Genomic DNA, 12,903 nt, shown 5'->3' on the forward strand with positions numbered 1-12,903 from the left:
TTCTTTCCCACTTTCCTTATAAAATTACAATACATGCGATTTGCTCTGTATGTATAATGGCAGAACGGGGTACGTGAACAGATAGGCGAAGATATAAGTAACTGGTAGCGTCGCTAGCCACGCATTAGACTTTCTTGGCCGCGTTTTGTATGATCGTTATCCATTTGTTTGTACCCTCTATCTTTATTCCTGCAGCTCTATACGTGAATCCTAATCAGGCTCTGCGTGTATCGTCACTATCGAGCCGGGATACTTTTTCCTTATCTGCTTCTCGATGTCAGTCACCCGCTCGTGCACCTGCTCTATCGTCGCCGGCCCCTCCTGCGAAAAGGTGCAGTCCACGTCTATCTTGAGCACATCGTCGTCCGTCCGGAAAGTCGCCACCCTTCCCACCTTCTTTATCTCCGGCGACGCAAGAACTATCTGCGCTATCGAGTTCTGCATCTCAATGTCTGCAAGGGGCTGCACGCCCGCAAGGCCCGGCATCAAAGGCTCCAGATGAACGGTAACGTCTGCGTCTTTCAGCTGGCCCTTTATCGATTCTTCAACGGCGCTTGCTATGGCGTGGGCCTCGCTCAGGGTAGCCGACCTGTTGACCTGGATGTGGAGCGACACTTCGATTCTTCCGGTTCCGCCCACCCTCGACGCGATGATGTTGTGCACGCCCTTGACGCCGCTCACGCGCGCAGCAGCGCGCTCTATAATCGACTCCATCGGCAGGTCGGGGCTGAAAACCGGCTCAAAGTGGACCGTGATGTTCTGCACGCTTGCCATGCCAAGCGCCTGCGCGATGTTGTGCTCCACCTGCGCGCTTGTCTCGTGCGCTTTCTCAAAGCTGATGTCGGCCTTGAGGCTTATCGTGGCGTCGACAAATACCTCCCTGCCGACCCTGCGCATCTTGATGTCGCTGCAGCCAAGCACGCCCTCTGTTTCAATCGCCGCCTGCCTTACTTTTGCGACGAGCCGGGGCGGTATGCTGTCTGTGAGCTCTACTGCGTTCTGGTAGGCAAACCTGCTGCTCAGGTACGCCAGGAACGCGCCAAGAACTATTGCAGCCGCCGCGTCGCCGGCGTACACGCCGGTGGTCGCAAGCCACAGGCCGACAATCGCTACCGAAGTCGAGCCAAAGTCGGCTATAGCATGGTAAAGGTCTGCACGGAGCGTCGCCGCACCAGACTTTCTTGCCGCCCTGCCAAGGACTGTTATCCTCAAAACGTCGACTGCAAGCGTGTATGTCGCGGCTGCGAAGCCGATTGCGCCCGGGACTACGAGCGCGGTTGGCCCGCCGAATGCTATCCTGCCTGCCGCCTCGTAGATGAAAAGTATCGCAACGACAAATAATGCAGCACCTCCAATGAAACTCCCGATAGCCTCTATCTTGCCGTGGCCGTACGTGTGCTCGATGTCCCGGGGCTTGGACGCAAGCCTGACTGCTATTATCAGGATGCCGGTTACAACCGAGTCGAGCAGCGCGTGCGTGCTGTCCGTTAAAAGTGCAAGGCTGTTTGTTGCAATGCCTGCGACAAACTCAAAGACGAAAACCGAAGCAATGGCTACAAGCGATATCCGGAGGGCATTTCTCTTGAGCGCAAACTCGCCGGCTGCTGCCACGGCTCACCAGCTGATTGCAGAGTTGCTATATAGGTGTTTCAAAAATGTGGGAGGGAGCCTAGTTGGCTTCCACGTCGAGCCTGCCCTTGAGGCTCTTGTACCTGTTCCTGACAGTCACTTCAGTCACGCCTGCCGCCTCTGCGATGTCAGTCTGGGTCCTGTTCTCGCCCGTTGCAAGGCAGGACATGTAGAGCACCGACGCCGCAAGTCCCATCGGGTCCTTGCCTGCAGACATGCCTGATTCGACTACTTCGTGCATCAGGTTCATGGCGTGCCTCTTTGTCTTTTCAGACAGGCCGGCCTTGCTTGCCACCCTTACGATGCACTTCATCGGGTCTATCATGGGTATCTTCAGGTCAAGCTCCATCACTACGAGCCTGTACATCCTCGCCAGGTCCTTGCGCTTGACGTTGCTCGTCTCTGCGATGTCCTTGAGCGTCCTTGACATGCCAGTCTCGCGTATCGCTATGTATAGAGCGGCTCCAAGCGTCGCAGATATCGTCCTTCCGCGCACAAGCCCGCGCTCCTGCGCCTTTCGGTAGATGTAGGCCGTCTTTTCGACGACTGCGTCAGAGAGCGACAGCTTGTCCTTGAGCCTGTCAAGCTCCGAGAACGCCTGCCTCAGGTTCCTGTCAGTCGGCGTGTGGGCCTGCGTCCTAAAGTCCCACGCCCTGAGGCGGTCCATCGTGGATTTCATGACCCCCTCTATCCTCCGCCCGCTGGCGTCCTTGTCTGTCTTGGCAATGATTGTCGACAGGCCCATGTCGTGGCGCGCAAGTGAGCTTGGGATCCCGGTCCTCGCCCTGTCGTCCGCCTCCTGCGAGGTGAACGCGCGCCACTCTGGGCGGGTCTCCTGGATCTTGTCAGATATCACCAGCCCGCAGTTCCGGCAAATAATCTCGCCAGACTCTGGGTCGGTGACGGTCCGATCGTGCTTGCATGGAGATACTAGAGATGTTTTCATTTTTCCTCTAAAATCAATGTAATTCTCGTGTTCTTTGCTTATAAATAATGTGGAACAAAAAATAATTGCATTCGGCACTTGTACTATTCATAAAACCGATCATAGACAGAAATTCATAGAAAAATTGCATGTTTTTCTCCTATACAGCCAGAAAATAGGCCGTTAACTTACTAATTGTTATCTGGTCCTTGCCTGATACCGCGCAGGCCGGCCATTGATTTATGGAATTATTGTAGAAACCGTACCTCAAAACGATTAATCTAATATAATCAGGCAGGCCTTGAGAATTAGTGCAGAAAACCGCCCTTTTGGTAATGACAGCTTTGCTCCTTCCAGCCGTCGCCTATGGGCAGTCCGGGCCTGTCTCGATACTCGACCTCAGGGTGAACCTGCAGGACGGCCAGGAGCAGGCCGAGACCGGAAGGCCAGTCTCTCTGCAATTGAACATGAGGGCAAACGAGCCTGTCTCGCTTGTATACATATTCCAGGTCAAGGACCCCGACGGGTACACCGCGCATATCTCGTTTGCGGCTGTAACGCTTGCTGCAGGCGACGAGCGCGCGTTTGCCTCGTCGTGGCTCCCCGAAAAGCAGGGGCGGCATGTGGTGGAGGCCTTTGTGTGGCAGAACTCGGCGTCGCCTGTGGCGTTGTCAACCGACGTGCCGCGAGTAGAACTTGACGTCGAGCAGGCGTCTTCGGTCACCTACTGCCTTGGCACAGCCGAGTGCTTTACGGGAACAGTCACAAAGGTGGTGGACGGCGCCACGCTTGATGTCGGAAGCATCAGGGTAAGGCTTGCGCTTGTCAACACGCCTGAAAGGGGCGACGCAGGATATCAAGAGGCGACCGCGTTCACGTCGCTTCTGTGCCCTGTCGGCTCGACGGTCCTTGTGGACGAGGACGACGGGCAGACGTCTGGCAGCTACGGCAGGATGGTTGCAAAGGTGTTCTGCGGAGGCAGGATACTGAACGCCGAGCTCTTGTACGCCGGCCACGCAGGCATGTACACGCAGTACTGCTCTGTTAGCGAGTTTGCCGCAGAATCGTGGGCTAGAGAGTACGGCTGCTAGCGCAGGACGACCTGCACCTTTTTCCTTACGTGCGCCCTTTCGACGGCGTCAAGGAACCTGGCAACGTCTTTTGGCCTCGTCTTTATCCTGCCGACGACGTTCACGGGCGAGTAGGGCAGTATCTTTTCCTTGCTCATGGGCGTGTGGCCGTAGAAAAAGCACAGCGCATTTCCTTCGGGCCAGTACGCCACGTCAAACAACTTTACTTCAGACTTGGCGTTCTCCTCGCCCGCCCTGACCGGCGTGGGCTCGGAGTAGAGCTCGTCGCCCCACCTCTCGATCGTCATTTTGATTGGCAGGCTCTCGATTATCGCCCTGACAGTCGCAGGCGAGTCTGCATCGTCAAGCTCTATCTGGGCGCTTTCGGCAAGCCCGGGGAAATCAAGCGCAACCAGTTTCTTCATTTCTTTCTGCCGTTCCTGAAAGGCATCGGCAGGTCTGGAAGCGCAAGCGCTACTGTCTTGCTTCCGTGCATCGCAAACGTCCTGCCGTCGTAGGTGCATTTCACAATGGGCAGCGGGTTTGCGCCCACAAGCTCGTCTGCCACCTTGTAGTATTCTATCAACTTTCTTTGTTCATAGACGGTCTTGTTCTTGCGGCGGAACCTCTTTTTGCTCATGAACTTGAACGCAAATACGATGTGGCGCTCGCTGTACGCGCCAAACATCTCCCTTACAACTATGCAGCGCTCTATCTGGTCCTGCGGCACGTAGAGGATGTCGCTTGTCCCCGACTTTGCCTCGATTGTGAGGAGCACGCTTTTTTCGTTGTTTACTGCGACTATGTCCGGAAGGCCGGTCGACGAGCCGCCGAGCCTGCGCGCCTTCCAGTCGCCAAGCTCGTTAAAGCGCTCGACGAGCCCGTGCTCGAACGCGTAGCCCCTGCTCCGGCGGATGTTCCCCAAGCCCGGTTAGCGTTTGTGCGCCCCAAAAATAAGGTTTGTCGCGCAAGTGGTTCTGTAAAAAAGATAACCCCTGTCTGACTGATTCGCTATGCGGCAAAACTAATAATTACACGCCCGGGCTGCCTTAAAAGAACTAATTCTGCGCACGAGATTGTTTTTTGCCTCCTGCCATCCTGCAAAATTGTATCATTTTTTCGTGCTCAAAATGTTACACGATGTAACATTTTTCCACGCTCCGGTGGGCAGGAAAGGGGCCGGATCGGTTACGCCGCGAGCCCAATCTTGAATGTACAGAAGCATCGCGAGGCGGCTTTTTTTACAAAGCCCGCGCAAGTCTTTTATTGAAACGGATATCGATAAAGGCCATGCCCGAGCTTGGCATACGGGGCTCGCTTGAAGCCATCGACGCGGACCTGAAGGACGTGCAGGAGCGCCGCGAGCAGCTGATAAAAGGCACTCGCGACGCGGTGATGCTCTGCAGCAAGTCGATTATCGCGCTCCACAGAGGCGAGATGGAAGCAGCAAAAAAGGACATGGAAGGCGCCAAGGCTATGCTCGACGAGTTTCGCGCCTCTGCTCAGGAGGACCTGAAAAAGTACGTCTCTGTCGCAGAGCAGGAGCTGGTGGAAGCGTATGCGCTAAAATCAGTGATGGAAGGCTCGGCCATACCCTCGATGGACGAGCTGAAGGTATCGGGGCCTGCGTACCTGACGGGGCTTTTAGACTGCGTGGGCGAGATAAAGCGCCTCGTTTACGACAGCATGAGGGCCGGAAAGGGCCGGAGTGCCGAGTCGCTCTTTGCAGTCATGGAAGAGATATACGGCGCCATCTACCCGTTTGCAGTTTACGACAACGTAGTCGCCGGCCTGCGTAAAAAGCTGGACGTGGCAAGGATGCTGATTGAAGACGTGCGCGCGGCGGTGACCGAAGAAAGCAGGAGGAAGGCGCTCATAGAGTCAGTCGGCAGGCTCGAAGACGGCATGAAGGGCTAAAGTGGAAGATTATTATGTGGTATCCAAAAAAGGGTATCGAGGGTAGTCTTGGAGGAACACGAGTTTTTCGCCGAGCTGTGCCAGCTTGCGCTTTCGACTGACAGGAATGTCCGGTTTGCAGGCGTGGTCGACGACAGGGGCAAGCTCTTGACCGGGAGATACAGAAAGGACATCAAGCGCCCGCTTTACGAGTCGTCTGCAAAGACCGACGTCGAGACCAACATGTTTTACGCAAGCTACCAGTCGGTGACCCTCAACAAGACGTTCGAGTCGTCGCTGGGCCCGCTCAAATACCAGCTGTCCGAGTTTGACGACGTGAAGCTTTTGACGGTCCCGCTCACCGTCAGGGGCGACAGGTTCCTGTGCGTGTCCCTTGACCCGATGCCGTCGTGCCAGGTGACTGTCTCTAAACTGATGAAGAACATCTGAAAGGCAATCTTTAATTCCCTTATTTGACAATCGCTGTACGTATGCCCCTTTCGTCTGCCGTGCTCATGAACATAGCAGGCTCAGAGTGGGCCATCATCATCCTCCTTGCGCTCATACTCATCTTTGGAACAAAGCGCCTGCCCCAGTTCTCAAGGACCATAGGCAGGGCCGTGGGCGAATACGAAAAGACCCGGGCAAGGTTCAGGCAGGAGATGGAAGAGGCCGCCGAGCAGGCAAAAAGGGAGGCCGGAATAAGCAAGGTCCCGAGGATTACGGGGCCGGTCGAGTCGGAGAGGCAAAAGCTGGAGATGATAGCCACCTCGCTTGGCATAGACTGCGCAGGCAAGAGCGACGACGAGCTGAGGTCGCTCATATCAAGAAAGATGAGCGCCTGACACCTTCTAACACTTAAATACACTATCCCGCTAGCTTTGAGCCAATGTCTCAGGCATTGAACCCGTTTGAGATGGCCCTCAAGCAGCTTGACGAAGTGGCGAAATTGATAAAGCTGGACAAGGGGATGCACCAGGTACTTGCAAACCCAAAACGCGTCCTTATAGTCTCCATCCCTACTAAGATGGACAACGGCGAGATCAAGGTTTTCACAGGTTTCAGGTCGCAGCACAACGACGCGCGCGGCCCGTACAAAGGCGGCATCCGCTACCACCCGCAGGTCACAATCGACGAAGTAAAAGCGCTGTCGATGTGGATGACCTGGAAGTGCGCAGTAGCCGACATCCCGTACGGCGGCGGCAAAGGCGGCATCATCTGCAACCCGAAGGAGATGTCAAACGGCGAACTTGAAAGGATGACAAGGCGCTACGCGTACGGAATCGCCGACATCATAGGTCCACGGACTGACATCCCTGCGCCCGACGTGTACACGGGAGGCAAGGAGATGGCCTGGATAATGGACACTTATTCAGCACTGAAAGGCAACTACGGCCAGCCAGAGATTATCACCGGCAAGCCGCTCCCGATAGGAGGCTCGCTTGGCAGGAACGAGGCGACCGGCAGGGGCCTTTCGTTCACCGTGAGAGAGGCTGCCAAGAAACTGAAAATAAACATGAAGTCTGCGACCCTTGCAGTGCAGGGCTTTGGAAACGCCGGCCAGTTTGCATCGCAGCTTGTAGAAGAGCAGGGCGCAAAGGCAATCGCAGCGTCTGACTCGAAGGGCGGCGTCTACAACAAGGCAGGCATTTCGATAGCTGCGCTTCGCAAGCACAAGGAAAAGACCGGCTCCGTCGTAGGATTCCCCAGCGCAAAATCAATCAGCAACGAAGAATTACTGGAGCTTGACTGCACAATCCTGATACCTGCCGCGCTTGAAAACCAGATAACGGGCAGAAACGCCAAGAACGTCAAGGCAAAGATCGTCGCAGAAGCGGCAAACGGCCCGACGACTCCAGACGCTGATGAAGTTCTGTACAAGAACAAGACGCTTGTTATACCGGACATCCTGGCAAACGGCGGAGGCGTGACTGTCTCGTATTTCGAGTGGCTGCAGAACCTCAGGCGCGAGTACTGGACCGAGGACGAGGTCAACCAGAAGCTCGACAAGAACATCACAAAGGCGTTCCTTGACATCTACAAGACCCACGAGGACTATCACGTCAACATGCGCAAGGCCTCGATGGTGCTTGCAGTGAACAGGGTCGTCGAGGCGACAAACATCCGCGGCCTGTGGCCGTAACCTCTTACTTTTTTAGCCTACGCTATTCTAAAATCAAAAAGAGGAAAAAAGAAAGTTTACTCTGTGCTGAACGAGTGTCCGCACGAGCAACTCTTCGTCACGTTGGGGTTGTTTATCTTAAAGCCGGATCCCATCAGGCTCTCGACATAGTCGACGTTTGCGCCCTTCAGGTACCTCTGGCTGTAGCTGTCAACCAAGAGCTTGACGCCGTTCTGCTCCAGGACCGCGTCGTCCTCGTCCGGCTTTTCCTCAAAGCCCATGCCATAAGACAGGCCTGAACAGCCTCCGCCGGTCACGTAGACCCTGAGATAGAGGCCCGTGTTGCCCTCCTGCTTCATGAACTCGGCCACCTTCTCTGCGGCCTTGGGGGTTATCGTTATGCTCTGTGCGTGCTGAACGGATTCCATACTGGGAAAACTTGCATTTTTTAATATAATAAGTTTTTCCCACTATAAAAAGTGGAAAAAGGTTACTTGGCTTCCGCCTTTGCCTCGGCCGGCTTGTCCTCTTTCTTCTCTGCCGGCTTGGGCGCAGAGTAGCTCTCGACAAACTTCAGGTTCTTGACGGCAGTCACGAACTTGAACACGTCGTTTGCAACCGCCCTCTTTATTATCTGCAGGCCCTCTGCCATGTAGGTCTCTTCGGGAAGCTCGACTTCCAGGCTGTCGCCTGTCAGCTTGAACTTTACCTTCTCGTCCTCTATCGGGATCCTGCGCTTTATCAGGGCCGTCACCTTGTCGTTGTCGCTTTCAAGTTTTTTTGTCACGTTGACGTCGTAGATGAGTGTCTTGCCCGCAAGGCGGTGGTTGAAGTCAACTTGAAGTCTACCGGAGCCGATGTAGCGGATGATGCCGGTCCTGTCGTCAAGTTCCACGACATCGCCCACTTGCACTTCATCAGCCTTGTCGCCGAGCTTGCGCTGCGGGATCATCCTGACCTTGTTGGGGTCGCGCTCGCCAAAGCCCTTGTCAGGCGTTACTTCGACGTTCAGCTTGTCGCCGACGTTTGCCTTTGCCAATGCTTCATCAAGGCCCTTGAGAACCCACGCCTCGCCCACCGAGACGAGCCTCGGCTCGTACTTGCGGGTCGGGTCGTAGAGGTCTGTCTTTTTGGCCTCTTCTTCGCGCGTAGTCTCGAAAACTTCGTTAGTGTCCTTAACCTTGGCAGTGTAATCTACCAGAACGAGAGAACCCTTTTCAAATGGCATGGATTTCGTTCCCTTTTCAACCTTATATTATGATTACGAAGGTGCGGCTAGGAATCTGTCTTGCATCTATGTGGTAAGTGATCTTTCCTCTGGCATCTGTTTGTGAACGCGTGTACTGGCTAAAGCCAAGACAAAGTCTTCTAGGGCAGTTCCAGATTTGCTTTCCTTGTTAAGTTTGTACATCTTTGATCGTCCTGATGTTCGTGTTTGAATTAATAGACCTGATTCAACCAATCTGGGAATCGTAGTTTGTGCATGTTTGAGTGATACTCCGGAATATCGAGCAATATCTGACTCAGAATAGTCGAATGCTTGCATGGTAGCAACGAAATCTAGAATCCTTGCAGTAGCATTGCCGGTAAACAACATTTCCAAAGGGCCTTGTTCCAGAACCTTGTCTTTCTGCATAGGTAATGTATTACCTGTTACTAATAATAAAGCTTACCATTATACCAATACAAGCTTCCAATAAATGGGCTATAAAGCCTAGCTAATAATGTTATACAACATCCATATTTACGTATTGAATTACGTAATATTTATATAGTTCGAAGCACATTTGCCCAACGCATGGTGACTCCGATACAGCTTGACATTTTGAGACGGCTGTATAACGATAACAAGATCGGAGGCTCTCACACAGCCATTGAAAATTTGAAAAAAGGCGTGCCTTCACACATGCGAGGTATGGTAGAAAAACAAGCAAAGGAGCTAATCAAATTGGGCTACATACTGCCCAAACCGACTAGCTATGGATTACAGGTATCCCTTAATCCGCGTATGATTCCGGACATTGAACGATTGCTGGGTATCAGTTGAGCCCCTTGAGCTTTTCAAGCGCCACAGACGTGGCTTCGGGGTTTGCCTTTACACCCAGCATGTTCATGGCCGACGCAATGGACGACAGCGTCCTCATGACGTGGTACTTGCTGACCTCGCCCATCGAGCCCACCCTGAACACCTTGCCCTTCAGGTCGCCAAAGCCGCCGGCGACGAGCACCTTGAACTGCTCGCCAAGTAGCCCGCGGAATTTCTTGTCGTCCATGCCAGGCAAGTAGTTGACTGCAATGACGACGTTGCTCCTTGCGTCTTCCTTTGCAAACGGCGTAAGCCCCATCGCGTTCAGGCCTGCGTAGAACGCCTCTGCGCATATCCTGTGGCGCCTTATCCTGTTCTCCATGCCCTCTTCGAGTATGATGTTGAGCGCCTCGCGGAACGCATAGTACAGCGGGAGCGCAGGAGTGAACGGCGTCTCAAAGTGCTCTTCCTGGTACTTGAAGTAGCGCTTCAGGTTCAGGTAGCTGGTAGGCGGCGGGTTTTCCTGCATGTACTTTTTCGCCCTCGGGCTGACTGACACCGGCGACACGCCAGGCGGCGCCGCAAGCGCCTTTTGCGACGCAGTCACGCACACGTCAATGTTCCACTTGTCGACTGGAAGCTCGTCGCCACCAAGTATCGACACCGAATCAGCGACAAAGAAGGCGCCCTTGCTTGACGCAAGCTGGCCCAGCTTGTCCATGTAGCGTATGGTAGTTCCGGTGGAAGTCTCGTTGTAAACAGCATAGACTGCCTTGATGTCCTTGTGCTGGTCAAAGGCCTTCTCAAACTCCTCGTAAGGCGGGTTCTGCCCAAACGGCGCCTTTATCCTGATTGCCTGGCCGCCCCAGCTGTCTATTAGGTCGGCAAGCCTCGTAGAGAACTCGCCGTTTACAGGGATGACCGCCTTGTCGCCTTTTTTGATAAGATTCACGACGGACGCCTCGACGGCGCCTGTGCCCGACGTTGTAAGCAGCACTACGTCGCCGGTGGTCTGGAAGACCTTCTGGGTCTTTTCAAATATCTCCTTGTACAACACACGAAAGTCGTCGCTTCGGTGGTTTATCACGGGTGCAAGCATCGCGTTCATGACCCTGTTGGGAACGTTTGTAGGACCTGGTAGCATCACGAGGTATTCCATGTACGCTGAAAGGCACGCTGGCCGATATTTAAATCAAGTCGGACTTGATCCGTTCTTTTCCTCGTCCTCGTCGCCCAGCTTTTCGTCCAGTTTCTTCTGCAGCTCCTTGTAGTGCTCGTACTTTTTCGTCCACTTGTTGAGCACCAGCCACTGCCTGATTCCTACTCCGAGCCAGATGAGCGCGATTGCAAAGGGTATTATGCGCACCAGCCAAAAGTTGGGAGGCTCGGGTCTTTCAAAGCCGTCCGGTCCCCAAGGGGGGCGGTGCCCTGGAAACGGCCGGTCTATGACCGCAGACGTGACTGCAAACGTCAGCGGGATGACGACCATTATGGTTATCACCATCAGGATGAATGTCCTCTTTGTCCTGTTCAGCTGGTCGATGATGCCGTCCATTATCTTGAAGACATTCTCTCCAGACTCGTCTTTTTTCTCCGGCCCGCTCACGATCTTGGCTTCCCCCTTCGCATTAAAAACCCTGCAGTAACTTTGTTACGCGTCATGACTTTTCCTCTCCCCTCGGGAACAGCGACTCGTACGGCTCGAGCACTTCTCGCAGTATCATCCTGCCTCTCTCCGCCATCCTGTACTTGATTATGGTCTTGTTGCCCCATGCTTCTTCAAACCTCTCTATCAATTGTTTCTGCACCATGTCGTCGAGTATTTCCTTGTGCTTGACGTTGTTCAGGCCGCAGTAGCTCATAAGCTTGCTCTGGTTCAGTTCGCCGTACTCGGACAGCTTGAGCATGATGTCCTTTCTGATGTATATCCTGTCGCGGTATTCGTGGACCAACTTATCCTGGCGTCCCCGGTCCTCTCACATGCGCAGGGTGAACGTTGGTATGCAAAGACAGCAATATGAGACTCATGCCGTCGGCAAGCAGCATGTCCATCGCTAGCAACTAGCTACTACTTCCTAAAAGGACTTTTTGGTGCAGCCAGAATAAAGGTGTGGTAACAAAGTTACCTATCAAGGGTGAACAAGGCCTAAAATAGATCAGGTGCAAGATTGCGCCATGACGAATTCGAGAATCAAAATCGCGCAGGCTCTTGCCGGCGCAACGCTGGCCCTGGGCCTGACCAACGCCCTGGCAAACCCACAGCTTCTCGTCGCAGGAATCGCTCCAGCAGTTGGCATAAGTACCATAGTTCTTGCAGTCGCAGCGTTTGCCGTGTCGCTGAAGAGAAGGTCGTACCTGGTGGGCGGCATGCTTGCTGCCGGCGGCGTCGCTTTCATGGTGCCTGCAGTGATGGCGCTTGGAGACTTCTCTGTCATCGTGGTCCCAGGCCCCATACTTGTCGTAATCTTTGGGCTTCTCATATTCGGGCTCGGCGTCGCAAAGACAATCGGGGCTGCAAGAAAGGCAATAGTGGCTACAGAAAGAATCTGAGTGGCTCGGCAGAAATGCCGGGCACATCCAATCTTTTTCTAGAACAAGATGCTAGCAGGCGAGCCGGCCTCGCTTTGAATATCTGGTAACAAAGTTACGTGACAATGGTCGGCAACTGTTAATATAATTTCCATGCACTGAATATCAATGGCAAACGCAAGTTTCCTAAACAAGAAGGTGGCAGTAATAGCCATCCTTGCGGGCGGTCTGCTCACTGCCGTGCTTGTGGGCTCACTCGCAATCGCAAGCGCGCAGGAAGAAGAAGCCAAGAACGCCAGCGTGCCGCAGATAAACGGCACTGTGAACGTGAAAGATGCAGCAAGGAACTTTGTCAACGAAAACGTCAAGGTATCATTCGTTGACGCCGCGGCCACCGCGCAGGCGCAGGTCGAGGGCGGCAGGGTCCTTGGCGGCCACATCGGAGTCGTGCAGGGCTACCTTGTCTACAACTTTATCGTCACAGACGCCTCAGGCGAGAACGTCTACAAGGTCATAGTCGACGTGGGGAACGGAGAGGTCCTCCACAAGAGCGACGGCCAGCAGTTCGGCGCCATGATGTTCGGCCACCGGGGCTTTGGTCCTGGCGGATTCGGGCAAGGCAAGCACTTTGGCGGCTGGGCGATGAACCCGCAGGGAATGGGCTGGAACAACTAGCCCTCTCCTAACTTTTTCTTAACGTTTTATA

The 12,903-nt window shown here is 54.1% G+C and carries 18 protein-coding genes; 8 read left to right on the plus strand and 10 right to left on the minus strand.

The window, feature by feature from the left end; genetic code table 11:
• Window positions 1–210: 210 nt before the first annotated feature.
• Together HXY31_RS10500 and HXY31_RS10505 are read right to left on the minus strand one after the other, a co-directional pair.
• Complete coding sequence (locus tag HXY31_RS10500; RefSeq protein WP_292642777.1) at window positions 211–1,611, minus strand: cation diffusion facilitator family transporter; 1,401 nt, start codon at window positions 1,609–1,611, stop codon at window positions 211–213.
• Window positions 1,612–1,669: 58 nt separating this feature from the next.
• Complete coding sequence (locus HXY31_RS10505; protein WP_292642778.1) at window positions 1,670–2,575, minus strand: TFIIB-type zinc ribbon-containing protein; 906 nt, start codon at window positions 2,573–2,575, stop codon at window positions 1,670–1,672.
• 290 nt (window positions 2,576–2,865) lie between these two features.
• On the opposite strand from HXY31_RS10505, the gene HXY31_RS10510 reads away from it, so the two are divergent.
• Window positions 2,866–3,645, plus strand: coding sequence for a thermonuclease family protein (locus HXY31_RS10510; protein ID WP_292642780.1), 780 nt, complete (start codon window positions 2,866–2,868; stop codon window positions 3,643–3,645).
• Here the strand turns inward: HXY31_RS10510 and HXY31_RS10515 are convergent.
• Together HXY31_RS10515 and HXY31_RS10520 are read right to left on the minus strand one after the other, a co-directional pair.
• On the minus strand, window positions 3,642–4,049 hold the full coding sequence (locus tag HXY31_RS10515; protein ID WP_292642782.1) for a cyclophilin-like fold protein: 408 nt from the start codon (window positions 4,047–4,049) through the stop codon (window positions 3,642–3,644). The genes HXY31_RS10510 and HXY31_RS10515 overlap by 4 nt on opposite strands.
• Window positions 4,046–4,549: a hypothetical protein gene (locus HXY31_RS10520; protein WP_292642784.1), complete on the minus strand. Its 504-nt coding sequence runs from the start codon at window positions 4,547–4,549 to the stop codon at window positions 4,046–4,048. The genes HXY31_RS10515 and HXY31_RS10520 overlap by 4 nt, the downstream gene beginning before the upstream one ends.
• Before the next feature lie 341 nt (window positions 4,550–4,890).
• Here HXY31_RS10520 and HXY31_RS10525 point away from each other — a divergent pair, with 341 nt between their 5' ends.
• Genes HXY31_RS10525 through HXY31_RS10540 form a run of 4 tightly spaced genes read left to right on the plus strand, consistent with a single transcriptional unit; the run spans window position 4,891 to window position 7,663 of the window.
• Window positions 4,891–5,541 carry an RNA-binding protein gene (locus tag HXY31_RS10525; protein WP_292642786.1) on the plus strand — a complete coding sequence of 217 codons (651 nt, stop codon included), beginning with the start codon at window positions 4,891–4,893 and terminating at the stop codon, window positions 5,539–5,541.
• A gap of 48 nt (window positions 5,542–5,589) precedes the next feature.
• Window positions 5,590–5,970, plus strand: coding sequence for a hypothetical protein (locus HXY31_RS10530; protein WP_292642789.1), 381 nt, complete (start codon window positions 5,590–5,592; stop codon window positions 5,968–5,970).
• Between the two features lie 41 nt (window positions 5,971–6,011).
• On the plus strand, window positions 6,012–6,365 hold the full coding sequence (locus tag HXY31_RS10535; protein WP_292642791.1) for a twin-arginine translocase TatA/TatE family subunit: 354 nt from the start codon (window positions 6,012–6,014) through the stop codon (window positions 6,363–6,365).
• 44 nt (window positions 6,366–6,409) lie between these two features.
• Window positions 6,410–7,663, plus strand: coding sequence for a Glu/Leu/Phe/Val dehydrogenase (locus tag HXY31_RS10540; protein WP_292642793.1), 1,254 nt, complete (start codon window positions 6,410–6,412; stop codon window positions 7,661–7,663).
• Between the two features lie 56 nt (window positions 7,664–7,719).
• On the opposite strand, the gene erpA is transcribed toward HXY31_RS10540, so the two are convergent.
• The 3 genes from erpA to HXY31_RS10555 form a co-directional block, all read right to left on the minus strand.
• Window positions 7,720–8,070, minus strand: a complete 351-nt coding sequence (erpA, locus tag HXY31_RS10545; protein WP_292642794.1) for an iron-sulfur cluster insertion protein ErpA — start codon at window positions 8,068–8,070, stop codon at window positions 7,720–7,722.
• A 62-nt stretch (window positions 8,071–8,132) separates the two neighbouring features.
• A complete protein-coding gene (locus HXY31_RS10550; RefSeq protein WP_292642796.1) occupies window positions 8,133–8,870 on the minus strand; it encodes a peptidylprolyl isomerase in 738 nt (245 codons plus the stop codon).
• 66 nt (window positions 8,871–8,936) lie between these two features.
• Window positions 8,937–9,278, minus strand: a complete 342-nt coding sequence (locus HXY31_RS10555; RefSeq protein WP_292642798.1) for a hypothetical protein — start codon at window positions 9,276–9,278, stop codon at window positions 8,937–8,939.
• Window positions 9,279–9,440: 162 nt separating this feature from the next.
• Here HXY31_RS10555 and HXY31_RS10560 point away from each other — a divergent pair, with 162 nt between their 5' ends.
• Entirely contained in the window at window positions 9,441–9,689 is a 249-nt protein-coding gene (locus HXY31_RS10560; RefSeq protein WP_292642799.1) for a hypothetical protein, read from the plus strand.
• Here the strand turns inward: HXY31_RS10560 and HXY31_RS10565 are convergent.
• Genes HXY31_RS10565 through HXY31_RS10575 form a run of 3 tightly spaced genes read right to left on the minus strand, consistent with a single transcriptional unit; the run spans window position 9,682 to window position 11,620 of the window.
• Window positions 9,682–10,827 carry an alanine--glyoxylate aminotransferase family protein gene (locus tag HXY31_RS10565; RefSeq protein WP_292642801.1) on the minus strand — a complete coding sequence of 382 codons (1,146 nt, stop codon included), beginning with the start codon at window positions 10,825–10,827 and terminating at the stop codon, window positions 9,682–9,684. The two genes, HXY31_RS10560 and HXY31_RS10565, sit on opposite strands and share 8 nt — an antisense overlap.
• A gap of 33 nt (window positions 10,828–10,860) precedes the next feature.
• Window positions 10,861–11,274 (minus strand): hypothetical protein, encoded by a 414-nt coding sequence (locus HXY31_RS10570; RefSeq protein ID WP_292642803.1) that lies wholly within the window; start codon window positions 11,272–11,274, stop codon window positions 10,861–10,863.
• A gap of 52 nt (window positions 11,275–11,326) precedes the next feature.
• Complete coding sequence (locus tag HXY31_RS10575) at window positions 11,327–11,620, minus strand: winged helix-turn-helix domain-containing protein (RefSeq protein WP_292642805.1); 294 nt, start codon at window positions 11,618–11,620, stop codon at window positions 11,327–11,329.
• Window positions 11,621–11,843: 223 nt separating this feature from the next.
• Here HXY31_RS10575 and HXY31_RS10580 point away from each other — a divergent pair, with 223 nt between their 5' ends.
• Window positions 11,844–12,218, plus strand: coding sequence for a hypothetical protein (locus tag HXY31_RS10580; protein ID WP_292642807.1), 375 nt, complete (start codon window positions 11,844–11,846; stop codon window positions 12,216–12,218).
• A 147-nt stretch (window positions 12,219–12,365) separates the two neighbouring features.
• Window positions 12,366–12,872 carry a hypothetical protein gene (locus HXY31_RS10585; protein ID WP_292642809.1) on the plus strand — a complete coding sequence of 169 codons (507 nt, stop codon included), beginning with the start codon at window positions 12,366–12,368 and terminating at the stop codon, window positions 12,870–12,872.
• The last annotated feature ends 31 nt before the right edge of the window (window positions 12,873–12,903 follow it).

Source organism: Nitrososphaera sp. (genome assembly GCF_013388945.1).
GTDB lineage: Archaea > Thermoproteota > Nitrososphaeria > Nitrososphaerales > Nitrososphaeraceae > Nitrososphaera.

Bases quoted from the DNA above. Each gene is read 5' to 3' on its own strand.
- HXY31_RS10550 (WP_292642796.1), bottom strand. From the start codon at position 8,870: ATGCCATTTGAAAAGGGTTCTCTCGTTCTGGTAGATTACACTGCCAAG.
- HXY31_RS10580 (WP_292642807.1), top strand. From the start codon at position 11,844: ATGACGAATTCGAGAATCAAAATCGCGCAGGCTCTTGCCGGCGCAACG.
- erpA (WP_292642794.1), bottom strand. From the start codon at position 8,070: ATGGAATCCGTTCAGCACGCACAGAGCATAACGATAACCCCCAAGGCC.
- HXY31_RS10535 (WP_292642791.1), top strand. From the start codon at position 6,012: ATGCCCCTTTCGTCTGCCGTGCTCATGAACATAGCAGGCTCAGAGTGG.
- HXY31_RS10585 (WP_292642809.1), top strand. From the start codon at position 12,366: ATGGCAAACGCAAGTTTCCTAAACAAGAAGGTGGCAGTAATAGCCATC.
- HXY31_RS10505 (WP_292642778.1), bottom strand. From the start codon at position 2,575: ATGAAAACATCTCTAGTATCTCCATGCAAGCACGATCGGACCGTCACC.
- HXY31_RS10555 (WP_292642798.1), bottom strand. From the start codon at position 9,278: ATGCAGAAAGACAAGGTTCTGGAACAAGGCCCTTTGGAAATGTTGTTT.
- HXY31_RS10515 (WP_292642782.1), bottom strand. From the start codon at position 4,049: ATGAAGAAACTGGTTGCGCTTGATTTCCCCGGGCTTGCCGAAAGCGCC.
- HXY31_RS10560 (WP_292642799.1), top strand. From the start codon at position 9,441: ATGGTGACTCCGATACAGCTTGACATTTTGAGACGGCTGTATAACGAT.
- HXY31_RS10540 (WP_292642793.1), top strand. From the start codon at position 6,410: ATGTCTCAGGCATTGAACCCGTTTGAGATGGCCCTCAAGCAGCTTGAC.
- HXY31_RS10565 (WP_292642801.1), bottom strand. From the start codon at position 10,827: ATGGAATACCTCGTGATGCTACCAGGTCCTACAAACGTTCCCAACAGG.